The organism is Pseudomonas sp. FW300-N2F2 (genome assembly GCF_017351655.1).
Lineage (GTDB): Bacteria > Pseudomonadota > Gammaproteobacteria > Pseudomonadales > Pseudomonadaceae > Aquipseudomonas > Aquipseudomonas fluorescens_AA.
The window spans coordinates 187,058-210,372 of the sequence record NZ_JACNDQ010000001.1 but is presented as its reverse complement, the minus strand read 5'-3'; the positions used below and the strand labels follow the sequence as shown (position 1 = coordinate 210,372).

21 protein-coding genes are annotated in these 23,315 nt (G+C 62.8%); 10 read left to right on the top strand and 11 right to left on the bottom strand.

Annotated elements, in window-relative coordinates; translation table 11 throughout:
* Window positions 1-136: 136 nt before the first annotated feature.
* Both J4E63_RS01000 and yedA read right to left on the bottom strand, forming a co-directional pair.
* A complete protein-coding gene (locus tag J4E63_RS01000) occupies window positions 137-1,471 on the bottom strand; it encodes a DEAD/DEAH box helicase (RefSeq protein ID WP_207280729.1) in 1,335 nt (444 codons plus the stop codon).
* A 58-nt stretch (window positions 1,472-1,529) separates the two neighbouring features.
* Window positions 1,530-2,432, bottom strand: coding sequence for a drug/metabolite exporter YedA (yedA, locus tag J4E63_RS00995; protein WP_207280727.1), 903 nt, complete (start codon window positions 2,430-2,432; stop codon window positions 1,530-1,532).
* A gap of 161 nt (window positions 2,433-2,593) precedes the next feature.
* On the opposite strand from yedA, the gene J4E63_RS00990 reads away from it, so the two are divergent.
* The gene (locus tag J4E63_RS00990; protein ID WP_207280725.1) at window positions 2,594-3,046 is read left to right on the top strand and encodes an Lrp/AsnC family transcriptional regulator; all 453 of its coding nucleotides are present in this window, start codon (window positions 2,594-2,596) and stop codon (window positions 3,044-3,046) included.
* A gap of 117 nt (window positions 3,047-3,163) precedes the next feature.
* On the opposite strand, the gene J4E63_RS00985 is transcribed toward J4E63_RS00990, so the two are convergent.
* The 3 genes from J4E63_RS00985 to J4E63_RS00975 form a co-directional block, all read right to left on the bottom strand.
* Window positions 3,164-3,775 (bottom strand): PolC-type DNA polymerase III, encoded by a 612-nt coding sequence (locus tag J4E63_RS00985; protein WP_057451857.1) that lies wholly within the window; start codon window positions 3,773-3,775, stop codon window positions 3,164-3,166.
* A gap of 21 nt (window positions 3,776-3,796) precedes the next feature.
* Window positions 3,797-4,276: an NYN domain-containing protein gene (locus J4E63_RS00980; RefSeq protein WP_207280723.1), complete on the bottom strand. Its 480-nt coding sequence runs from the start codon at window positions 4,274-4,276 to the stop codon at window positions 3,797-3,799.
* Window positions 4,277-4,404: 128 nt separating this feature from the next.
* Entirely contained in the window at window positions 4,405-5,154 is a 750-nt protein-coding gene (locus J4E63_RS00975) for a DUF2076 domain-containing protein (RefSeq protein WP_207280722.1), read from the bottom strand.
* Window positions 5,155-5,329: 175 nt separating this feature from the next.
* Between J4E63_RS00975 and J4E63_RS00970 the strand changes: the two genes are divergently transcribed.
* From J4E63_RS00970 to J4E63_RS00960, 3 genes are all read left to right on the top strand, one after another.
* Window positions 5,330-5,992, top strand: coding sequence for a YciC family protein (locus J4E63_RS00970; protein ID WP_207280721.1), 663 nt, complete (start codon window positions 5,330-5,332; stop codon window positions 5,990-5,992).
* Window positions 5,993-6,082: 90 nt separating this feature from the next.
* Window positions 6,083-7,162 carry an endonuclease/exonuclease/phosphatase family protein gene (locus J4E63_RS00965; protein WP_207280720.1) on the top strand — a complete coding sequence of 360 codons (1,080 nt, stop codon included), beginning with the start codon at window positions 6,083-6,085 and terminating at the stop codon, window positions 7,160-7,162.
* Between the two features lie 13 nt (window positions 7,163-7,175).
* Window positions 7,176-8,411, top strand: a complete 1,236-nt coding sequence (locus J4E63_RS00960; protein ID WP_207280714.1) for a hypothetical protein — start codon at window positions 7,176-7,178, stop codon at window positions 8,409-8,411.
* A gap of 17 nt (window positions 8,412-8,428) precedes the next feature.
* Here the strand turns inward: J4E63_RS00960 and hrpB are convergent, their stop codons facing one another.
* Entirely contained in the window at window positions 8,429-10,948 is a 2,520-nt protein-coding gene (gene hrpB, locus J4E63_RS00955) for an ATP-dependent helicase HrpB (protein WP_207280712.1), read from the bottom strand.
* A gap of 98 nt (window positions 10,949-11,046) precedes the next feature.
* Here hrpB and J4E63_RS00950 point away from each other — a divergent pair, with 98 nt between their 5' ends.
* Both J4E63_RS00950 and J4E63_RS00945 read left to right on the top strand, forming a co-directional pair.
* Complete coding sequence (locus J4E63_RS00950; RefSeq protein ID WP_060740501.1) at window positions 11,047-11,466, top strand: hypothetical protein; 420 nt, start codon at window positions 11,047-11,049, stop codon at window positions 11,464-11,466.
* A 28-nt stretch (window positions 11,467-11,494) separates the two neighbouring features.
* Window positions 11,495-12,388 (top strand): cation diffusion facilitator family transporter, encoded by an 894-nt coding sequence (locus J4E63_RS00945; protein WP_207280711.1) that lies wholly within the window; start codon window positions 11,495-11,497, stop codon window positions 12,386-12,388.
* 130 nt (window positions 12,389-12,518) lie between these two features.
* Here J4E63_RS00945 and J4E63_RS00940 read toward each other — a convergent pair whose 3' ends face one another.
* The gene (locus tag J4E63_RS00940; protein ID WP_207280710.1) at window positions 12,519-13,526 is read right to left on the bottom strand and encodes a DUF6515 family protein; all 1,008 of its coding nucleotides are present in this window, start codon (window positions 13,524-13,526) and stop codon (window positions 12,519-12,521) included.
* Window positions 13,527-13,941: 415 nt separating this feature from the next.
* Between J4E63_RS00940 and J4E63_RS00935 the strand changes: the two genes are divergently transcribed.
* Together J4E63_RS00935 and J4E63_RS00930 are read left to right on the top strand one after the other, a co-directional pair.
* A complete protein-coding gene (locus tag J4E63_RS00935; protein WP_003185723.1) occupies window positions 13,942-14,421 on the top strand; it encodes an Lrp/AsnC family transcriptional regulator in 480 nt (159 codons plus the stop codon).
* 211 nt (window positions 14,422-14,632) lie between these two features.
* Window positions 14,633-14,842 (top strand): DUF2788 domain-containing protein, encoded by a 210-nt coding sequence (locus tag J4E63_RS00930; protein WP_003228500.1) that lies wholly within the window; start codon window positions 14,633-14,635, stop codon window positions 14,840-14,842.
* On the opposite strand, the gene J4E63_RS00925 is transcribed toward J4E63_RS00930, so the two are convergent.
* The 4 genes from J4E63_RS00925 to J4E63_RS00910 all read right to left on the bottom strand — a co-directional run bounded on the left by J4E63_RS00925 (window position 14,837) and on the right by J4E63_RS00910 (window position 21,457).
* Window positions 14,837-15,403, bottom strand: a complete 567-nt coding sequence (locus J4E63_RS00925) for a pseudouridine synthase (RefSeq protein ID WP_207282432.1) — start codon at window positions 15,401-15,403, stop codon at window positions 14,837-14,839. The two genes, J4E63_RS00930 and J4E63_RS00925, sit on opposite strands and share 6 nt — an antisense overlap.
* A gap of 139 nt (window positions 15,404-15,542) precedes the next feature.
* Entirely contained in the window at window positions 15,543-17,042 is a 1,500-nt protein-coding gene (amn, locus tag J4E63_RS00920; protein WP_207282431.1) for an AMP nucleosidase, read from the bottom strand.
* Window positions 17,043-17,351: 309 nt separating this feature from the next.
* Window positions 17,352-19,001, bottom strand: coding sequence for an acyl-CoA dehydrogenase family protein (locus J4E63_RS00915; protein ID WP_207280709.1), 1,650 nt, complete (start codon window positions 18,999-19,001; stop codon window positions 17,352-17,354).
* Window positions 19,002-19,072: 71 nt separating this feature from the next.
* Complete coding sequence (locus J4E63_RS00910) at window positions 19,073-21,457, bottom strand: hybrid sensor histidine kinase/response regulator (RefSeq protein WP_207280707.1); 2,385 nt, start codon at window positions 21,455-21,457, stop codon at window positions 19,073-19,075.
* A 415-nt stretch (window positions 21,458-21,872) separates the two neighbouring features.
* Between J4E63_RS00910 and J4E63_RS00905 the strand changes: the two genes are divergently transcribed.
* Both J4E63_RS00905 and thiE read left to right on the top strand, forming a co-directional pair.
* On the top strand, window positions 21,873-22,670 hold the full coding sequence (locus J4E63_RS00905; protein WP_060740495.1) for a hydroxymethylpyrimidine/phosphomethylpyrimidine kinase: 798 nt from the start codon (window positions 21,873-21,875) through the stop codon (window positions 22,668-22,670).
* Window positions 22,671-22,687: 17 nt separating this feature from the next.
* Window positions 22,688-23,314, top strand: a complete 627-nt coding sequence (thiE, locus tag J4E63_RS00900) for a thiamine phosphate synthase (protein WP_060740494.1) — start codon at window positions 22,688-22,690, stop codon at window positions 23,312-23,314.
* Window position 23,315 lies beyond the last annotated feature (1 nt).

The following is a 23,315-nucleotide window of genomic DNA, read 5'->3' as shown; positions in this document are numbered from 1 at the left end:
ACACGAACAGCGCCGCGGCTCGCCCCTCCAGGCACAGGTAAGTGGAGGCGAATCAACGCTCCCCGGCGCGACGAACGGTACGAAGGGAATGTCATTTTTTGAGTAACTGCGCAGTCGGACGCAGGTTGCTCGCTGATTACTTTTTCTTACGCGGCCCGGTATTGAACACCGGCACTTTGCGCACAGGCTTGACCGAAGGCTCCACCGGCGCCGCATCGCCACTGTCCACCCACTTGCCCAGGTTGCGCTTGCCGCCACCACCGGACGCTTTCGGTTTCTTCGGCTTTTTCGGCTTCTTGATCACCTGGCCGCTGGCATCGGTGTCCGGCACGCGGTGCTCAGGCTCGAAGTCTTGTTCCATCTGGCGAGGCAACGTCTGACGGGTCAACATCTCGATGGCTGACAGCAGATTCACTTCATCGGCGCAGACCAGGGAAATTGCCTGCCCTGTAGCGCCCGCCCGGCCGGTACGGCCGATGCGATGGATGTAGTCCTCGGCCACGATCGGCAGGTCGAAGTTCACCACCAACGGCAAATCCTCGATGTCCAAGCCACGGGCGGCGACGTCGGTGGCAACCAGGATTTGCACTTCACTGGCCTTGAAGCGGTCCAGTGCACGTTGGCGGGTGGCCTGGGGTTTGTCACCGTGGATACCGTCGGCGTTGACCCCCAGGCCCTGGAGTTTGTCCACCAGCGCATCGACGCCGTTGCGGGTCTTGGCGAATACCAGTACCTGCTTCCACTTGTGCTTGCGCATCAGGTGCACGAACAATTCCGGCTTGCGCTTCTTGTCCACCGTCACCACCCATTGTTTGACGGTGTTGGCAGCCACGTTGCGCGGGCTCACTTCAATGCTTAGCGGATCATTGAGCATCTGCCCGGCCAGCAAGCGGATCGCATCGGAAAAGGTCGCCGAGAACAACAGGGTCTGGCGTTTCTTTGGCAAGGCCTTGTAGATATTCGCCAGTTCCTCGGAGAAACCCAGGTCGAGCATGCGGTCGGCTTCGTCCAACACCAACGTCTGCAGTTGATTGAACTTCAGCGCATTCTGGCGGAACAGATCGAGCAAGCGCCCCGGCGTGGCGACCAGCAGGTCGACGCCTTTGCGCAGCTTCATCATCTGCGGGTTGATGCTGACACCGCCGTACACCGCGTAGGTGCTCAACGGCAGGTTTTGCGCGTACTGACGCACGCTTTCATGGACCTGCTCAGCCAATTCACGGGTCGGCACCAGGATCAGCGCTCGCACCGAGTTGGCCGCGACTTTCGGTCCTTCAGTGGTCAGCAACTGCAACAGCGGCACGGCGAAACCGGCGGTCTTGCCGGTGCCGGTCTGGGCCGCGGCCATCAGGTCGCGACCGGCGAGCACTGCCGGCATGGCTTGGGCCTGAACCGGAGTCGGGGTCTGGTAGCCGAGCGTCTCGAGGGCGCGCAGCAAGGGTTCGATCAGGCCAAGGGTGGCGAAAGTCATGGAAATACCGTAGGAAAAATCAGCGCAAGGTGTGCAATGCGCGGCAGTTTACCCTAAATCAGGAGACGGCCGGCGCAGGCTTGGGTTTGCGCCACTGCGGCAAGCCGATCAACACCACCGCACTGATGATCACCAGCATCGCCAAGGCCTCCTCGATGCCGATGGTTTCACCGGCGAATACGATGCCCAGCAACACCGCCACGGCCGGGTTGACGTAGGCATAGCTGGTGGCCGCCGCCGGACGCACATGCTTGAGCAGGTACATGTAGGCGTTGAAGGCGATGATCGAACCGAAGAAGGTCAGGTACGCCAGCGCGAACCAGCCTTCCAGCGGCGGCATGCTGTCCAGGTGTTCACCGCTGGCCACGCTGCCGATCAACAGCACCACACCGCCCACCAACATTTCCACAGCGCTGGCCATTGCCCCGGCCGGCAGCGGCAGGTGTTTGCTGAGCACCGAGCCAAAGGCCCAGGAGGCCGCCGCGAACACCAGCAAGGTCGCCCCCAACGGGCTGGATTGCAGATTGGAACCGAGGTTGAGCATGGCGATGCCGATCAACCCCAGCACAATCCCCGCCCATTCCAGACGGGTATTACGCGCGCCCCAGAAATATCCGCACAGCAAGGTAAACAAAGGCACCGTCGCCACCGCCAACGCCGCGACCCCGGACGCCACGCCCGTGTGCTCGGCCACACTGACCGCACCGTTACCAAAACTGAGCAACAACACGCCAATGATGGCCCCGGCCTTCCATTGCGCCCAGGTCGGCGCTGGCGCCCCGCGCCAGCGCAGGAAGCCGTACATCAGCGAACCGGCCAACACAAAACGAATCCCGCCCAGCAACAGCGGCGGCCAATACTCCACACCGATACGAATCACCAGGTAGGTCGAACCCCAGATGACGTACAAGGCAAAGAAAGCAGCGATCAATGGCAGGGGGAAACGGCGTGGGCCAGGCATGTTCAGCTCGAAGTCAGGACAATGAGAGACGCTATTCTAGAAAGGCGATAGACGGAAATTAAGCTACAAAACCTGTTTATCCAGGCCATACACTTTTCAAAACACGGCGATCAGCGCTATAAATCGCGCTTTCGAAAGTCGCGCCGACAGGAAGCCAAACCGTGGATAAATACGACCGCATGTTGCTCAGCGCCCTGTTGGAAAACGGTCGTGCGTCCTACGCCGAACTGGCCCGCAAAGTGAACCTGTCAGCCCCCGCCGTGGCTGAACGGGTCAGCAAACTGGAAGCCAGCGGTGTCATCACCGGTTATCAAGCCAAAGTCGACATGGCGAAGATCGGCCTGCCGGTGCAGTGCGTCATCGAACTGCGAATGAACCAGCACGGCAACCAGAAGACCTACGACGAACTGTGCAAGATCCCACAACTGACCGAATGCCACCGGGTCACCGGGGATCCGTGCGTGATCATGCAAGCGGCGGTTGGCTCGATGCCCGAGTTGGAAGAGCTGATCAACCGCATTGCCAAGTTCGGTTTCAGCAAGACTTCGATCGTGCTGTCCAGCGCCATTGAAAAGCGCGTGCCGTTGGGGCAGTTGGAAGGCAATGGGCAATAACACTGATCAACTGTGGGAGCGAGCTTGCTCGCGATGGCGGAGTGTCAGTCACAAAGAGGCTGACTGATCCGACGCTATCGCGAGCAAGCTCGCTCCCACAGTTGTCCGGCGGTGTACTTAGAACCCGCGATGCCGCTTGAGATGCTCGTTGATCTTCGCCGCCGGCACTTTCTGCAAACTGCACAGCAAATCATGGGACAACTCCCGCAGCCCATGCTTTTGCCGCAGTTGCGAAGCCAGGTGCGCGGTGAGGTTGGCGGCCATTTCGGCATCGGCCATGGCCCGGTGAGCCTGGCCGGTGTGGGGCAAGCCGGCGAACGCATTGAGCGTGCCGAGCTTGTGGTTCGGTGCCGCCGGCATCAGGCGCCGGGCCAGCAACAATGAGCAGGCAAAATTCTGCAAGCGGGTGCGTTTGATACGTCCCAGCTCGAAATCCCAGAACTTCTGGTCGAACGCGGCGTTGTGGGCCAACAGTGGCGTGATGCCGACGAACTCGTTGACCTCGTTCATGACCTTTTCCGCCGAGGGTGCGCTGCGCAGCATGGCGTTGCTGATGCCGGTCAGTTGCTCGATAAACGCAGGGACGCGCACACCGGCATTCATCAGGCTCTGGTAGCGGTCGACGATCCGGCCTTGCTCGAGCATCACCACCGCGATTTCAGTGGCCCGGCAACTGCTGCTCGGGGTGATCCCGGTGGTTTCAAAGTCGATGACTGCGATGCGTTCCAAACCTTTTGAACTCCGTGAAAATCAATTCTTGAGCAACAACGCGCCTTCGATGGGCACATAGCGACTGGCGGCGCGGATCAGCGAGTTGGCGGTCAACCCCGGCACGCCATAGGCCACGGCTTGCACACCGTGCTTCTGGATGATGCGTTCGAGCAACATGTCGAAATCGCCATCGCCGGAGGCCAGCACCACTTCATCGACATGGTCGGCGGCGCCCATGATGTCCAGCGTGATGCCCACGTCCCAGTCGCCCTTGGCCGAGCCGTCGCTGCGCTGGATGTAGGGCTTGAGCTTCACGACGAAACCCAGGTTGCGCAGGATCTGCTGGAATTGCTGCTGCTTGCTGTCACCGCGATCGATCGCATAGGCATAGGCCTCGACGATCTGCCCCTGTTTGCTGACATCGGCCCACAGCGCCGCGTAGTTGAAATGGCAACCGTAAGCCTGGCGCACGGTGTAGTAGAGGTTCTGGACATCGGCGAACACTGCAATTTTTTTCACCGCGTTTCCTCTTGGGTGCACACGTACGCAGCCCACCAGGGCCGAAAAGTCGCCCAGTATGCCAGCCCGAAGGATCGTTCCGCGAATAATCGGCCCGAGGCGCCAGGGCGCCCCGGACGAATGGCAGGTCAGACGAAGGAGTCGTCGTCGCCGAAGGAAGATGAATCGTCACTGTAGTCCGCGTCGCTGAACCCGCCCTGGTCGTTGCCGTAGGTGTCGTTGTCGGCCACACGCGAGTCATCGCCCCAACCGTTGCCTGCGGTGTCGTTGACCGGTTGCGCCGGTTCTTCCTTGATGACCTCGACGATCTCCTGCGGTTGCTGATTGCTGTGGAACAGGCTGCTGATGCCTTGGGCCAGCATCACGCCGCCAGCCACGCCCGCGGCGGTTTTCAGGGCGCCGCCGAGGAAGCTGCCCGCTGCCGGGGCTTGTTGCTGCGGTGCGCCATAATTGCCGGACGGCGCGCCGAAGCCCTGTTGGGCCGGGGCATTGAAGGACGGTTGCGCCGGTTCGCGCCAACCACCAGCGCTGGAGGCCGGCGCGTTCGCCGGGCGTGAATCCCGCGGGCTGCCGCCGAAAATACTCGAGAGGAAACCACCGCCACCGCTGGGTGCCGGCGCTTGCTTGCGCGCTTGTTGCAGCTCAGCCTGCAATTGCTCGACCTGCTGGGCGAGTTGCCTGTTCTGCTCATCGAGGCGCTTGATCGCGGCCTCCTGCACCAGGATCGCCTGGGCCATGAAATAGCCCGCCGCTGGCTGGCTCGCCAGGTGCTCCTTGATCCGCGCCTCGGCCTGGGCGTCGCGCGGGGCTGAATCCTTTTCGGCCTGTTGCAGCCGTGAAAACAGTCCATCGATCAGGGTTTGTTCTTCGTTGTTCATGGCGACCTCATTCGATTGCCGGGTAGAAACCATTCCGATCCCGAAGACCGGTGCCCATCAGTAATGGGGCTCGCCGGAAAGCTTTCAATGGTCTTTACCTGATGTTTACGTTTGCTTGTGCGGGCGCCTGATCGGTTAAAGTGTCGGACCGCTTTTTCAACTGCGATACCGACCCATGAATCCGTTTGACGTGCTGCGCGACTCTTTGTATTTCTTCAAGCGCCATTTGGGCCGGATCGCCCAGTTGTGCCTGCCACTGGTGATACTCGAGGCCCTGCTGCAGCAAGGCGTGGACAGCGCCCTCGGCCCCGACGGCTTTCCCGGCTACAGCGTGATCGTCGGGCTGCTGGTGTACCCCTTGTACACCGCCGCGCTGATCCTGTTTCTCGACGCCCGCAGCCGCGGTGAAGCACCACGCACGCGGGACCTGCTGGCAACGGCCCTCACTCTGTGGCCACGCTTTGCCTTGCTGACGGCCCTCAACACGTTGTTGATCCTGGTGGGGCTGTCGTTGTACTTCCTGCCGGGCCTGTGGCTGATGGTGACCCTGGCCTTCGGCGAATACCTGTTGGTCCTCAGGGGCCTGGCTCCCCTGGCGGCGATGAAGGAAAGTCTGAACCTGTCCCGCGGCAACTTCTGGCGGATCCTGCTGTGCATTCTCGCGGTGATGGGCCCACTGTGGCTGCTCAAGGGCGCCAGCGTCTCGGTGTATCCGTCACCCCAGAACCCCGCGGTCAGCTTGCTGATCGAAAGCGTCCACAGCTTCCTGCAACTGTTCACCACCGTGGTGCTGTTCCGCCTGTTCATGCTGATCGAGGCCAAGCCCGAGCGCCGCTGATCGCACACGGCGACAGCCCTGGGCTTGGGCTTGAGAACCGCTCTCGGTTATGCTCGGGAGCACTTTTGCGTTTCGCCCATAAGCCGAGCCATGACCCGTCTACTGCGCTACACCTTGCTGGGCCTGCTGTTGATCCTCAGCCTGGCCGCCCTGTCGATCTACGGCCTGACCTGGCGGCCACAGCCTCGGGAAAGCGTGCCGGTCAGTTGCACCGCCAATGCAGCAGCGCTGGCACCCGGCCAAGCGTTGAAGGTGATGACCTGGAACGTCCAGTTCCTCGCCGGCAAGCGCTACGTGTTCTGGCACGACCTGGCCCAGGGCGACGATGAAAGCCCGACCCTGGAAGACATGGCCTTCAGTCTCGACGAAGTGGCCCGGGTCATCCGCGACGAGCAACCGGACATCGTGTTGCTCCAGGAACTGGACAAGGGCGCCAAGGCCAGCGATTACCAGGACCAGCTCAAGCTGCTGCAGGAACGACTCGCCGACCTCTATCCGTGCGGCACCAGCGCCTTCGACTGGAAAGCCGACTTCATCCCCGACCCGCACATCTTCGGCAGCGTCGGCCGGCAACTGGCGACCCTGAGTCGCTACCGCATCGACCATGCCGAACGGGTGCAACTGCCGGTGGCCGACACCAACGTCATCAGCCGTCAGTTCCAGCCGAAAAATGCCTTGTTGGTGAGCTATCTGTCACTGAGCGACGGCAGCCAGCTAGCGGTGCTCAACACGCACCTGGAACGGGCCACTGAACCGGACGAAACCCTGCCCAGACAAATCACCGCCGTGACCCAGGCACTGGATAAGTTCGAATCCGCAGGCACGCCCTGGCTGATCGGCGGCGACTTCAACCTGCTGCCCCTGGGCCAGTACCGACGCCTGCCGTCCGAGCAACGCACGCCCTACTCCGCCGACAGCCCGCTGCACCTGCTGTGGGACAAGTACCCGATGATTCCCACCAACAACGAAGCCAGCGGCATCGACCGCGAGCACTGGCTGACCCATTACCCGAACGACCCAGGCCTCAACGGCCCCGACCGCACCGTCGACTACCTGTTCTACAGCCCCCGGATCAAACGGGTCGAAGCCCAGGTGCGCCAGGACGACACCTTGCGCATCTCTGATCATTTACCGGTGATTGCGCGTTTTTTGTTGCCAGCCATACCTTGAAAGGAATCTCACCATGACGGTAATCGCCCTGATCAACCCCGAGCATGACCCACACTTGATCGCCGACTGCTTGATCAGCGCGAACGGTCCAGACAAGCGCCAGTCGATGTCCGTGTGGGTTCCTTCGCTGGGGCTGATACCCACTGATTGGCATGACGCTGACGGGCCGTTTCATATCGCGCGCATGGGTCGAAAAACCTACATCCTGCCGAACAACAGCGGCATGCTCGCCTTTGCAGGGGATTGCCGATCGGCTTATGAGTTCTGGGTGGCGCTTGCGAAGTCGATTGACATCAAGCTCTGCTATCAACCCGACGCCATGATCGATGCCGACACGATCGACCAGGTTTTAATGAGCATGGGCCGGACCGCGGGTGCATTCCACATGCTGGGCGTTCTACTGGATGGAAAAGGTGGCAAGCGCGCCTACACCCACCGCCCTGAAGCCACGATGCCCACCCAGAACTTTGGAACCTGCTACCTAGCCGGTTCCGGGACAAACTATCTAGAGAGCCAGATCGAAACGGAAGACGAACGCTTTACTTCAATCGAGAATTGGCCCTGGGCGCATATCTCGCCGACTGAAGAATTGGCGGAATCCTTGTGTTCCAACATGCTGTATTACGAATCCGACATCAACAACGGGCGCAAACCCAACACCCCCATTCATGACCGGTTCGGTGGTTTTTATGAATGGTATGGCATTAAATCCATCGGGATAAAAACCACGCCTCCCAGGATCGACTTGAACATCCTGGTCAAGGACGATGCCCTGTATCTGACCCGGCTCCACTTCTCCGAAAGCACCCACCCAGCGGTAGATGACCCTGACTTCAAAGGGTCGCAAATCATCTTGAAGGTCTTGACGTTCTGCCTGAGAACACAAGAATTTGACCCCCATCGACTTTTCGACAACCTGGCGTTCACCTTCGAGCAGGTAGAGGGGGTACTCATCGAGCGGTTCTTCAACCACTACGAGAGAGACGCAAGTTCGCCACTGTCGGACCCGAGGATTTCAGGCATTGTCCCAGCGGACGTCTTGCAAAAGGACTTTGGAGAAGGCTTGCCGGTCAAGCGAGTTCGCCTGACCGTCTCGGTCAATGGCTATGCCGTGGTCAAGGGCGTGACCGAAAGCGACGAATCCCTCGCGCCGGCCAGAATCCAGTATGCCAACGGCCAGGTATCCGTGGCCTTTTCCGAAAAAACAGGCCTTTTGATTGCAGATATCGTCGGGAGGCATCTGCAGTAGCCGTTGTGATACGGGCACTAGGCCTTACGCGGCTTGACCCGCGCCGTCGCCTCCGCCACCAGCGGATCATCCGGCCAGTAATGCTTGGGATAACGCCCCTTGAGGTCCTTCTTCACCTCGGCATAGGTGCTGCGCCAGAAGTTCGCCAGGTCCTGGGTCACCTGCACCGGTCGGCGGGCCGGTGACAGCAGGTGCAGCTTGACGACCTGGCGGCCGCCGGCGATGCGCGGGGTGTCGGCCAGGCCGAAGAGTTCCTGCAAGCGCACCGCCAGGATCGGTGGATGTTCGCTGTAGTCCAGGCGGATCGACGAGCCCGAGGGCACGCTCAAATGGTGCGGCGCCAGTTCGTCCAAGCGTTGCGGCAACGGCCAGGGCAACAGGTTGTGGACGATGCTCGACAGGTCCAGGTTGGCGAAATGGCTGAGACGCGAGACTCGGCCCAGATAAGGCATCAACCAGTGTTCGAGGGTATTCAGCAGCACTGCGTCGCTGACGTCTGGCCATTCACTCTCGCCCTTGGCCTCCAGTTCAAGGCGACGCAACAAGGCCACCCGCGCCTGCCATTGCCGCAGTTCCGGGGTCCAGGGCAGCAATTCCAGCCCCTTGCGCCGAACCAGGTTCACCAGGGCCTGGCTACGGGCTGACTCGTCCAGGCCGGTCAAGGGTTCGCGGCTGAGCACCAGTTCGCCGACCTTGCGCTGGCGCTCGGCCCGCAGCACGCCTTCGCGTTCGTCCCAATCCAACTGATCCACCGTGTGCACTTGCTCGGCCAATACCGAGTCGAACAGTGCCGGGTCGAAATCCGTCGCCAGGTAAATCCGCTCTTCCCGCTGGCCCTGGCGGCTGCCCAGGTCGGCGATTACCAACCACGCCTGTTTCATCAGGCTGTCAGCCTCGGCAAACAACGCCGCCCGGCCGTTGGCCAGGCGATATTCCGCGCCACCGGGCCGGCGCTGTTGGGCGACGCGGTCGGGGTAGGCCAACGCCAGCAACGCGCCAAGCCAGCGCGGATGAGCGGGATCGACCACGGCCTCTTCGGCCTTGCCCCGCAGGTAACCGCGATATTGCCGGGCCAATTGCCGCGCCCGCTGCACCCCACCCTGGGCGCCGCGCGACGCTCGCTCTTCGCCGGACAGCAAGGCCAGGCGACTGTGCAAGTCCGCGCCGGCGCCCCGGAGAATGTCGCGCTCGCCCAGCAGCGCGGCGACATTGCAGGCCATGTCCGCCAGCCCCAGCGCCTGGCCGCGCAACAGCAGATGCGCGATACGCGGGTGGGCCGGCAGTTCGGCCATGGCCTGGCCGTGGCGGGTCAGTTGCTCGCCCTCCAGCGCGCCCAGGCGTTGCAGCAGGTCCTGGGCCTGGGCATACGCAGCGGCAGGCGGGACGTCGAGCCAGACCAATTGCTGCGGCGTCACGCCCCAGCGCCCCAGTTGCAGGGCCAACCCGGCCAGGTCCGCCGACAGAATCTCCGCGCTGCCGTAGGCGGCCAATTGTTCATGCTGGTCTTCGGACCACAACCGGTAGCACACCCCCGGCTCCAGGCGCCCGGCGCGACCGGCCCGCTGGGTGGCGCTGGCCCGGGAAATGCGCTGGGTGTCGAGCCGGGTCATGCCGCTGCCCGGGTCGAAACGCGGCACCCGGGCCAGTCCGGCGTCGATCACCACCCGCACGCCATTGATGGTCAGGCTGGTTTCGGCAATGTTGGTGGCCAGCACCACCTTGCGCTGGCCGGCGGGTGCCGGGTCGATGGCGGCGCGTTGAGCGGCGAGGTCCAGTTCGCCGTGCAACGGGCAGAGCAAGACGTCGCCGCCCTCGCCCAAGGCCTCGGCCAGTTGCTGATGGACCCGGCGGATCTCCGCCTGCCCAGGCAAGAACACCAGGACGCTGCCGGTTTCATCGTGCAAAGCTTCGAGCACGGTCTGCACCAGTCGCGGCTCGATGAATTCGCCGGGCTGGAACGGCCGCCCCCAGCGCACCGTCACCGGGAACATGCGGCCTTCGCTGCGCAGGATCGGCGCGTCGTCCAACAACCCGGCCAGGCGCTCGCCTTCCAGGGTGGCGGACATCAGCAGGATTTTCAGCGGTTGGTCTTCGCGAAACAACTCCCGACCGTTGAGGCTCAAGGCCAGGGCCAGGTCGACATCGAGGCTGCGTTCGTGGAATTCATCGAAAATCAGCAGCCCCACCCCTTCCAGCGCCGGGTCGTCCTGCAAACGGCGGGTGAGGATGCCTTCGGTGACCACTTCAATGCGGGTCCTGGGCCCGACCTTGCTGTCGAGACGAATCCGGTAACCGACGGTTTCACCGACCTTTTCCCCCAGTTCGCTGGCCAGCCGCTCAGCCGCCGCCCGTGCCGCCAGGCGCCGGGGTTCGAGCATCAGGATGGTCTGTCCGGCCAGCCAGGGCTCGTTCAGCAAGGCCAGGGGAACACGGGTGGTTTTACCGGCACCGGGCGGTGCTTCGAGCACGGCTTCGTGGCGTGATGCCAAGGCTTGACGCAGGGCGGGTAAAACTTCATCAATCGGCAAAGAAATCATGCTGGCTCCAAAACAGAGGGCCGAGTATAACGGCGAACTGTTTAGCGTGGTCTGGACTCCAACCAGCAACGCCTCTACTACCTGTTCAGGAGATTGCTATGCGTATTCCCTTTCGCGTGATCGGTGGCGTGCTGGTCGCCTCCCTGCTGACTCAAATCAGTGCCTGTGGCTCGATCTTCTACCCGGACCGTCGCGGCCAGATCGACGGCAAGATCGACCCGGCCATCGCCGCCCTCGATGCCGTCGGCCTGCTGTTCTACATCATCCCCGGCCTGATCGCGTTCGCCGTGGACTTTGCCACCGGCGCCATCTATTTCGAACCGGGCCGCAGCGTCCAGATCGAGCCAGAGAAACTCAAGCCGGCCATCAACCCCGACGGCACGGTCAATAACCAAAAACTGCAGGCGATCCTGGAACGCGAACTGGGCCGCAGCTTCCCACTGGACGATCCTCGACTGATCCAGCACAAAGGCAGCGCGCAACAACTGGCCACCCTCGGTCTGAAACCGGCCGCATGACCGGCGCCACTGAAGGAACGACCGCGCCATGACCACCAGCACCGAACACGCTCGCCTGCTGCGCCTGGCCACCCGGGCCTCGGTGGCCGTGGCCCTCACACTGGTGATCGCCAAGGCCCTGGCCTGGTGGCTCAGCGGTTCGGTGAGCATGCTCGCCGGCCTGACCGACTCGGCCCTGGACGGCGTCACCTCGCTGCTCAATCTGCTGGCGGTGCACTATGCATTACGCCCCGCCGACGATGACCATCGCTACGGTCATGGCAAGGCCGAATCCCTGGCCGGCATGGCCCAGGCGCTGTTTATCGGCGCCAGTGCGGTGCTGATTGCCTTGCAGGCCTTCGAACGCCTGAAAACCCCGATACCGGTGGAGGCGCCCTGGCTCAGCGTCGGTGTGATTGTGTTTTCCCTGGGGCTGACCCTGGCGCTGCTGGCGTTGCAGCATCGGGTCATCCGCGCCACCGGCTCCAACGCCGTGCGCGCCGACTCGCTGCACTATCGCTCCGACCTGCTGCTCAACGGCAGCATCCTGGTCGCGCTGGTACTGGCCGGGTTCGGTTGGTATCGACTCGACGCCTGGTTCGGCCTGGGGATCGCCGCGTACATCCTGTGGAGCGCCATCCAGATCGCCCGGGAAAGCTTCGCGGTGCTGATGGATGAAGAACTGCCGCCCGACGTCAGCCAGCGCATGCTGGAACTGGCCTGCGCCGTGCCCGGCGTGCTGGGCGCCCATGACCTGCGTACGCGGGTCTCCGGCAACCACTGGTTCGTGCAACTGCACCTGGAGTTGCCGGGGGACCTGACCCTGTCAGTGGCCCACGGCATCAGCGACCAGGCCGCCGATGCCATCCACCACGCTTATCCGAAGGCCGAAGTGCTGGTGCATGCCGATCCGTCGGACGTGGTGAAGCGCGCCAGCGCGTGATGCCGAACACAGAACCGGTGGCGAGGGAGCTTGCTCCCGCTCGGTTGCGCAGCGACCGCAAGATCCTGGGCCTGCTGCGCAGGCCAGCGGGAGCAAGCTCCCTCGCCACAAGGGGATTTGCACTGGATAGTCAGTACGTCACCTGATACCCACGACTGCTCAAGCAACTGCCCTGGGCCTGGCGATAGGTCTGCACCACTTCCGGTGCCGGCGGGTAGGTGTAGTTGCGCGGATCGAACCCGCTCTGCTGCACCGCCCAGCGATAGCAGTCGTAGCCATCCTGATTGACCTGCTCGGGCGACTGGCCGTTGGCCGGATAGGCCACCACATCGAAACTGTTGCCTTGGGGTTGCGGCTGCGGGTTGGCGACCGGCGCATCGACCACGACATAATCCTGGGTGTTGGCTTCGTAGATGTAATAGGCGCCGGCAGCGAGGAAGAACAGCGAACTGCCGACCCACACTTCCCGGGCGTAATCGGGCAGGTAACGGGTGCGGATGCCCCGCGGTGGCGCGACCACGACGTAACGCGGTCCTTGCGGGCGATACCAGTAGCCGCCCGAATAGAAATAGTCCTGGCCGCGATAGGGCACGCGGTAGTTGCGATCCGGGAAACGGTCGATCACATAACCCGGACGGTATTGCGGCCCCGGGCCCCAACCGTTGCCATGCCCACCCGGCCGACCGGACCAATGCTGATCGGGACGACCGTCATGGTCTGGTCGCGGACCTGCGTTCGGATAGCCATCGTTGCGCCGAGGAATATCGCGGTAATACCCCGGTTGCGGTTCGCGGGTCTGGGTCACGCTGTCGGGCCGGCCCTGGATGGGCAAGTTGTTGCCAGGCTGCGGCTGCGGCGGACGACCGTGAGCGTTAGGGTCCTGCGATGGACGATCGTAGTGTTGTCCACCCGGGTTCTGCGGCCTGACCTCGAACTGACGACTGTTGTCGCCCCGAATGATTTCGTTGCTCTGCGGCCGCGGCTGGCCCGAGTAACCCTGGCCGTTGCCGCCGCGCCCGTCCTGCCCGCGACCGCCGTCCGGGCCGCCACGGTTTTGCTGATCGTCGGCCACTCCTTGCGCACTGACACTTGCCCACAACAGACCAACACCTGCCAAACGCCAGATGCGCGACTTCATGAAATTCCTCACAACGGTTCAGGGCCTGATGATAAGACTCGGAAAAGCCCAGGCCGGTTCTGCGACAGATTATCAGCCACGGGGTTTATTTCGCAGGCATTAAAAAAGGGAGGCCCGTCGGCCTCCCCTTGAGAATTTCGTCCGTGCTCGACGCTTATGACGTCGGCTCACCTCACGCCGTCTTCTGGACGGTGTGCAGCTCGGGGGTCTGCCAGTACCGGTGGGTACTGCGACCGCAGCCGGCCGGATTGGGCGGGCTGCACTGGACTGTTTGTCCGAGCAGTGATCTTGGTGGTAAGCATAAGCCTGGGGTACCGACAGATGATTGCGAAGATTGCGGAAATAAACATCACTTGCGCAATTTTTAACCCCGGATAGATAATCCTCCGCAATTATCAAGATAAAGGCCCGACCGATGAGCAAACTCGACCGTTACGACCTGAGCATTCTGGCGGAATTGCAGCGCGATGCGCGCATCTCCAACCAGGAACTGGCCGAACGCATCGGCCTGTCGCCCTCCCCCTGCTCGCGGCGGGTCAAGCAGTTGGAGGATGACGGCTACATCACCCGCCAGGTCGCCCTGCTCGACCGCAAGCTACTGGGCCTGAGCCTGACGGCTTATGTGCTGATCGGCATGGACCGCCACACACCCGAGCGTTTCGAAAACTTCGAAGCCGCCATCCGCAACCTGCCGCAAGTGCTGGAGTGCAGCCTGGTCACCGGCATGGACGCGGACTACCAGCTCAAGGTGGTGGTGCCGGACATGGACCATTACCAGAAACTGCTGTTGGGGCACCTGACCCGGATCGATGGCGTCACCAGCGTGCGCTCAAGCTTTGTGCTGAACCAGGTGCTCAACAGCACCGAGTTGCCGTTGACTCACCTGCGTAGCTAAGAACGCATCGCGAGCAAGCTCGCTCCCACAAGGGGCTGGGCGCCACAGATATCGCGCTCGCTGAATCCAATGTGGGAGCGAGCTTGCTCGCGATAGCGTCAGCCCAGGCGATGAATAGCTGCGACACACCGCCGCAGGCCAATCCCTCGTCGCTCCCCCATGCCTTATACTCGCCCCGCCCTTACAACCCCGCCCACGCCGGAGTGTCCTGATGGATCCTGCTGTTTTCGAAGAGTGGATGATGACCGGCCTGGTCAGCATCCTGATCATTTTCATGGGCTTCATCGTCTGGGATCTGGCGAAGAAGTCCAAGGCCGGACGCTTCGGCTCGTTCATTCTGTTTTTCGTGCTGGGGCTTGGCGTGGCCGCGTTCATCATCAAGAGCGTAGTGATCGGCCTGATCGAATCAGGCGCGTTATAAGCGCGCCGGAACTTCTTTCCACCGGCCCTGATCGAGCCCTTCGATGGTCCAGTCGCCGATCCTGACCCGCACCAGGCGCAGTGTCGGCAAGCCCACCGCGGCGGTCATGCGCCGTACCTGGCGGTTGCGCCCTTCGCGGATCACCAGCTCCAGCCAACTCGTGGGCACACTTTTACGAAAGCGCACCGGCGGGTTGCGCGGCCATAACTGCGGCTCGTCCAACTGGCGCGCCTCGGCTGGCAAGGTCATGCCGTCGTTCAATTCCACCCCATCGCGCAAACGCTGCAACTGTTCGGCATTCGGTTCGCCTTCCACCTGCACCCAATAAGTCTTGGCCAGCTTGTGCTTGGGGTCGGCGATACGCGCCTGCAATTGCCCATCGTTGGTCAGCAACAGCAAACCTTCACTGTCGCGATCCAGCCGCCCGGCCGGGTAGATGCCCGGTACGTCGATAAAATCCTTGAGCGTCGCCCGCCCCTCACCGTCGCTGAATTGCGTCAGCACGTCGAAGGGTTTGTTGAACAGGATCAGCTTTGGCTCGGCTGGCGGAGCCTTGGCCACACGGCGCGGCGCAGCGGCGGGAAGCTTCGCGCCAGGGCGACGGGAGGCAGGGCGTGGAGGACGGGGCATGGCGAATACAACATCTAACGGTCGGGGCCGACCATGCTAGTGGCCCGACCGTTAAATGACCACCATCCGATCAGCGGAACGGCGGCTCGTCGAAGCTGCGCAGTTTGCGCGAATGCAACGAGTTGAGTTCGGTGCGCAACAGGTCCAGCGCCTCGATGCCGATCTTCAGGTGCTGGTTGACCGCTCGCTCATAGAACGCGTTGGCCGAGCCCGGCAGCTTGATCTCGCTGTGCAGCGGTTTGTCCGAGACACACAGCAACGTGCCATAGGGCACCCGCAGACGATAACCCTGGGCGGCGATGGTGCCGCTTTCCATGTCCACCGCCACGGCGCGAGACAGGTTGATCAGCGGACGTTCCTGGGCCCAGCGCAGTTCCCAGTTGCGATCGTCGTAAGTCAGCACGGTGCCGGTGCGCAGGCGTTTTTTCAGCTCGTCGCCCTTCTCGCCGGTGATGTTCGCCGCCGCCTGCTGAAGCGCCATCTGCACTTCGGCCAGGGCTGGAATCGGAATGTTCGGCGGCACCACCCGGTCGAGAATGCCATCGCGACGCATGTAGGCGTGGGCCAACACGTAGTCACCGATGGTCTGGGACTGCCGCAGCCCACCGCAGTGGCCGATCATCAGCCAGCAATGCGGGCGCAGCACGGCCAGGTGGTCGGTGATGTTCTTGGCGTTGGACGGGCCGACACCGATATTCACCAGGGTCACGCCATGGCCGTCGTTGGTCTGCAGGTGATAAGCCGGCATCTGGTAACGGTGCCAGACCACACCGGCAGCGATGGCCGACGCTTCGCCATGGTCCATGTTCTTGTCGATGATCACGTTGCCCGGCAGGACCATGCGCACAAAGCGCGGGTCGCTGCGCAGTTGCTCCAGGCCATGGACGATGAACTGGTCGACATAGCGGTGGTAGTTGGTCAGCAGGATCCACGGCTGCACATGGCGCCAGTCGCTGCCGGTGTAATGCACCAGCCGGCGCAGGGAAAAGTCCACCCGCGCGGCATCGAACAGCGCCAGGGGCAGCGGGTCGGTGTTTTCCCAGTCGTAGAGGCCGTCGGCGATGCCATCGGTGGCGGCCGACAGGTCGGTGCTGGGGAATACCCGCGCCAGTACGGCGGCGGTCACACCGGAGCCGGCCAGTTCGTCGCCCTGCTCCACCACGTACGGATATGGGATGTTCTGCTCGCTGACGCCCACTTCCACGGTGACGGTAAAGTCGTGCATCAGCGGGACCAGCTGTTCCAGCAGGTATTTACGGAACGCGGCGGGATGGGTCACGGTGACGCTGTAGGTGCCGGGCAGCTGGACCTTGGCATAGGCCCGCGTGGTTTGCGGGACTTCGCCGTGGCAGTGATAGGTCAGGCGCAGGGCGGGATAGCGAAACAGCGCCCGCTGCTCGGCATCCGGTTCGATGCGGTCCTTGAGATAACGCATCAGCGCCTGGTTCAGCGCGGTGGTCGCACGCTCGTGCAGGGCCGCTAGACGATCCACGGCTTGTTCGGCGGTTTGAACGACAATAAACGCTTCGGTCACGATCAGCTTCCTGTGTTCTGACTTGCAGGCCCTCATCTTGCCTGCATCGCCGCCCGACGGGAACAGTGGCGTATTGGCGCGCTTGATCATTCACCGACAATCCCTGTGGGAGCGAGCCTGCTCGCGATAGCGGTGAATCAGTCACCATAGAGGTTGGATGTACCGACGCCATCGCGAGCAGGCTCGCTCCCACAAGGTTCGATGGCGTAATCAGAGGTTGTGTACAACTCAGGTCCACTGTGGGAGCGAGCTTGCTCGCGATAGCGGTGTGTCATTCACCATATGAAGTTGGATATACCGACGCCATCGCGAGCAAGCTCGCTCCCACAGGGGTGTATGGTGTTTCTAAAGGGCGTGCGGGGTCGAGCGGGTAACGATGGCTTCGACATTCAAGCCCCGAGGCAGGGCACCGTACACCCGGCCGGTCGAACCCAGGCGACTGGCGATAAAAGCATCGCTGACCTCACTGTTCCCCGCCTCCAGCAACAGCTTGGCTTGCAGGCCGACGGCAATGTCTTCGGTCAATTGCCGGGCGCGGTACTGGATGTCGTCGGTGTCCTTGAAGGCTGCGTGCAATTGGTGGATGTGCCCGGCCAGGCGCTTGTCGCCGTAGCCGTCGCCCAATTCGCTGAACAAGACCTCCAGCACACCCGGCTCCTTGGACAGGGCGCGCAACACATCGAGGCATTGCACGTTGCCGGAGCCTTCCCACGTCGAGTTGACCGGTGCTTCACGGTACAGGCGCGGCAGGATGCTGTCTTCGACGTAGCCGGCGCCGCCCATGCATTCGGCGGCTTCGTTGATCATCGCGGGGGCGCGCTTGCAGATCCAGTACTTGCCCACCGCCGTCACCAGCCGGGCGAACTTGGCCTCATGCTCGTCATTCAAATGGTCCAGCGCCCGGCCCATGCGCAGGCTCAAGGCCAGGGCGGCCTCGCTTTCCAACGCCAGGTCAGCCAGGACGTTCTGCATCAGCGGCTGTTCGCTCAACAGCTTGCCACCGACCTTGCGGTGCGCACAGTGATGGCTGGCCTGGGTCAACGCCTGGCGCATCAGGGCGCTGGAGCCGACCATGCAATCGAAGCGGGTCATGGCCACCATCTCGATGATCGTCGGCACGCCGCGGCCTTCTTCACCGACCATCCAGGCCAGTGCGCCACGGAACTCGACTTCGCTGGAGGCGTTGGAACAGTTACCCAGCTTGTTCTTCAAGCGCTGGATGTAGAACTGATTGCGCGTGTCGTCCGGGCGATGGCGCGGCAGCAGGAAACAGGTCAGGCCCTTGTCGGTCTGGGCCAGGGTGAGGAAAGCGTCGCACATCGGCGCCGAACAGAACCATTTGTGCCCCACCAGCTCATAGGCCTGGCCCGGACCGCTGGCACCCACCGGATAGGCCTTGGTGGTGTTGGCCCGCACATCGGTGCCGCCCTGTTTTTCGGTCATCGCCATGCCCAGGGTCACCCCGGCCTTGTGGGCCATGCCGACGTTGCGCGGGTCGTACTCGGTGGCGAGCACCTTCGGCAGCCAGCGCTCGGCCAGATCCGGTTGCAGGCACAGCGCCGGCACGCTGGCGAAGGTCATGGTCAACGGGCACCCCGTACCGGCTTCGGCCTGGCTGTGCAGATAGGTCATCGACGCCCGGGCGACATGTGCGCCGGGTTGTGGATGGGCCCAAGGCAAACTCGGCAGGCCATGCTCGACGGCGGTGCGCATCAACTGGTGATAAGCGGGATGGAACTCCACCAGGTCGATGCGATGGCCGTAGCGGTCATGACTGGAAAAAACCGGTTTGTTCTGGTTGGCCAGGAAGCCCGCTTCCATCAACGGCCCGCCGGCCAGCGCCCCATACGCATCGATCCGCGCCTGCGCCCAGCCAGCCCCGAAGCGCTGCGACCACTGCTGCAACGGCAGGTCGATGCGGTACAGATTGGCGCCATCCAGAGACGGCGGCTGATTGGTGACGTCGTGGGTTTCAGCGAACTGGTGCAGGTTCATGACAGGGCTCCTCGATCGGCCAGGGATTCAGTTAAGCACCGCCTCCAGGCCGAACAAAGTGTCATATATGCCTAAATATCGGCGCTTTCACCCTGCCTCGGGCAAAGCACCCGACGCTGGAGCGTGGCCTGCAATGCCTCGAATTTCACCGGTTTGCTCAGGTAGTCGATCAACGCGCCCGAGGGACAGCGCTCCTGCCCCAGGTTCGGGCTGACCACCAGTACCGGCAGCTCTTCGCAGCCAGACAACGCGCGGATCTGGCAGCAGACCGACACACCGTCCAGCGGCGGCGACTGGCAATCGAGCAGCACCGCGTCAAAGCGCTCGCCGTGCAGCAGATCCAGCGCGGCGCGGCCACTGTCGGCGGTGCGCACCCGATAACCCAACTTGAGCAACATGCCACGCATGACCAACTGATCGATGTTGTTGTCATCCGCCAGCAGCACCGTGCAATCCTGGGGCTGGCGCGAGCCCTGGCGGCCACCGAAGGAAAACGGCGTCGGGACCGCCGCCGGCAAGGCCACGTCAAACTCCACGTCCAACTGGAACCGGCTGCCGCGACCGGGCTCGGAAGTGTGGGTCAGGCGCCCGCCCAGCAGCTCCACCAATTGCCGACAGATGGCCAGGCCCACGCCGAGACCGCCATATTCGCGGGTCATCGAGCCGTCGAGCTGGAAGAAGCGCTGGTACAAGGTCGCTTCCCCCAGGTCGGTAAAGCCGATCCCGGTGTCGATGACGGCAAAGGACAACACCAGCCGATCGAGCTCCGTCGGCCGACCGCTGACACGCAGCGCCAGGCCGCCCAACCGGGTGAACTTGATCGCGTTGTCCAGCAAGCACTCCAGGCATTGGGCCAGTTTGCCGCTGTCGCCGATCAACCGGTCCGCCAGGCCCGGGGACACGTCGACCTTGAAGTCCAGGCCCTTGGCCGCGGCATTGGCGCCGAACTGCACCTGCAGCGCATCGATCACCCCTCGCAGGCTGAACGGCGCCGGATAGACCTTGAGCTTGCCGGCCTGCAACTCCGTGAGAGTGAGGATGCCATTGACCATGCGCATCATGTCCCGCGCCGACCCGGCGGCGGTCTGTTGATACTGGGTCAGCTCCTCGTCCATCTCGACGGTTTCCATCAACTCCAGGGAACCGATCACACCATTCATCGGCGTGCGCAGTTCGTGGGTCAAGGTGGCGAGGAATTCGTCCTTGAGTTTGTTGCCGTGGGCCAGTTGCTGGTTGAGCACTTCGAGCTTCTGCCCGGCGTCCAACAGGGTCTGGGCCTGCTGTTCGCGCATGGCATTGATGCGGTCGGCCAAGGCCAGGGACAACAGCGCCACTTCGATGGCAGAGCCGATCTGGCTGGCGTACATGGTCAGGAAGACGTTCGGCAGGTAGCCCAGCACCATCAAGGTATTGATGATGCCCCCCAGCAGAAACGCCGACCAGGCAATGATGAAATAGCGCGCCACCCGCAGGCCACGCCACCAGGCGAACAACCCCGCGGCAAAGATCGCCACCGTGAACACCAGCGCCAACGCCGTCGCCAGGCGCAGGGCCAGGGCATAGCTGGTCATCAGCGACAGGCTGATGACCACGGCGCTGTAGCCGATCAGTGCCAGCAGCATGCGGTCCATCCAGCGGCCATGCTGGGCGGTTTGCAGGAAGCTGCGGGCGAACTGGCTGCCAAACAGACCCGCGCAGCCAATGAAGAACGGCGTCGCGGCGTTGGCCCACCAGGGGTTGTCCGGCCAGAAGTACTCCACGGCGGCACCGTTGACCGACAATTGGTACAGGCCGAACGAGGCGATGTAGAAAATGTAATAGAGGTAGCTGGTATCGCGCACGCTCAGGTAGATGAACAGGTTGTACACCAGCATCCCCAGCAGCACGCCATAGATGATGCCCAGCACATACAGGCGCACCGGCTGTTGCTCGAGGTACGCGGTGCTCGACCACAGCGTCAACGGCGCCTGGATCGAACCCTGGCTTTGCAGGCGCAAATAGACGGTCTGTTGCTGTTCGGGTTTGAACGCCAGGCTGAACAGGTAATTGTTCTGGCGGATCTCGCGGCTGGCGAACGGCAACGCATCACCGGTCTGGCGAACCAGCCGATAGGTCCCCGCCGCGTCGGGCAGGTACAAGTCGAGGTGGTCCAGCGGCGGGTATGCCAGCTCCAGCAGCCAGGTGCGCTGGGCGTCCGGATTGCCGGGGCGATAGTGCAGGTCGATTTTCAACCAGAAGGCTGATCGCGAGTAACCGGCGTTCAACGTGGCTTTGTCGTGGGGCTTGAACGCACCCGATGCGGACTGGGCCAGAACCTCATCCAGGGTGGCCGTGCCGCCCGCGTCCTCGAACACTTGCAAGGCATGGCCCAAGGGTAGGCTTTGGGTGAATTCATCGAATTCCAGGGCACTTGCCAGAGGGGACAAGCACAGCAGTAACATCAGCAAATAGCGCATTTAAGCCCCAGCGTGGCCTGTCCGGTTGAGTCAGGAAGCCCCCCATTCCCTGAGTAGACGTAAAACCGGCATTACCTGTTATGTGTTGGATCCATCTCTAGCATAGCCGCTGATGGCCAATTTGCACCATTGAAATTTTTTCTACAGAAGGCTCTAGAACGGGCGTTTCAGAGCAAAGCATTGAGATAGAGCTGTTGCTTTGGTCAGACAGGAATCTTGAACGATGACTCACCGTGGCGAGGGAGCTTGCTCCCGCTCGGGCGCGAAGCGGCCGCCTGTTATCGGGAGGCGCTTCGCACCTCAGCGGGAGCAAGATCCCTCGCCACGATGAGCCGGGCCTTGCCATCACAGGCAGCGTACAAATCCTCTGACTCCCACCACCGATAAAACAGGTTTGGTGGTAAGCTCGCGCACCATGAATATCTACAGCTCTCGCCCCGTTGTCCTCTGTCTCTCCGGCCACGACCCCAGTGGTGGCGCCGGTTTGCAGGCAGATATCGAAGCCCTGCTCGCCCAGGGCTGTCATGCCGCCCCGGCCGTTACCGCATTGACCGTGCAAGACACCGTCAACGTCAGCGATTTCCGCGTGCTCGATCGCGAGTGGGTGCTGGCGCAAGCCAATGCCGTGCTCAACGATTCGCCGGTAGCGGCGGTCAAGCTGGGGATGCTCGGCTCACTGGAAATGGTCGACACGGTGGTCGAACTGCTCCAGGCCCACCCGCATCTGCCGATGGTCTGCGACCCGGTGCTGCGCGCCGGCGGTGGCGGGCGCCTGGGCAAGGATGAAGTCGGCTACGCCATGCGCGAACGCCTGCTGCCCCTGGCCATCATCGCCACCCCCAACCTGCCTGAAGCACGCATCCTCGCCGAACTGCCCGAGGGCAGCGCCGACGAGTGCGCGGAAAAACTGCTGCCCTTCGTCAAACACCTGTTGATCACCGGCGGTCACGGCGACGAACATGAAGTCCATAATCGCCTCTACAGCCGCGATGGCCGCCGTGAAACCTTTACCTGCCAGCGCTTGCCCGGCAGCTACCACGGTTCCGGCTGCACCCTGGCCAGCGCCCTGGCCGGTCGGCTGGCCCAGGGCGAACAACTCGCCAGCGCCGTCAAGACAGCACTGGATTACACCTGGCGCACCTTGCGCGATGCCGAACAACTGGGCAAAGGCCAGTTCGTGCCGCGTCGCCTGCCGCTGGATTTCTGCTCGTAGCACCGGAGGCCTGTGGAATGAAATTACGTGGCCTGTACGCCATCACCGATAGCCAATTGCTGGCCGGCAAGTTCCTCGCTTATGTCGAAGCGGCGCTGGAAGGTGGCGTGACCCTGCTGCAATACCGCGACAAAAGCAGCGACGAAGCCCGCCGCCTGCGCGAGGCCGAAGCCCTGCGCAACCTGTGCGAGCGCTACAAGACCCAATTGATCATCAACGACGACGCCGAACTGGCCGCGCGCCTGGGCGTCGGTGTGCACCTGGGCCAGACCGATGGCCCGCTGGCGCCGGTGCGGGCGCTGCTCGGGCACAAGGCGATCGTCGGCTCCACCTGCCACGCCAGCCTGGCCCTGGCCGAACAGGCCGCCAGCGAAGGCGCCAGTTATGTCGCGTTCGGGCGCTTCTTCAACTCCAACACCAAGCCCGGCGCCCCCAGCGCAAACCTTGAACTGCTCGAACAGGCGCGCATCAAACTGCATATTCCGGTGTGCGCCATCGGCGGCATCACCCTGGAGAACGCCGCCCCGCTGGTGGCCCACGGGGTCGACCTGCTGGCGGTGGTCCACGGTCTGTTCGGCGCCGACAGCAGCGCTGAAGTGACGCGCCGCGCCCGCGCCTTCAACGAGCTGCTGCAGATCAAATAGT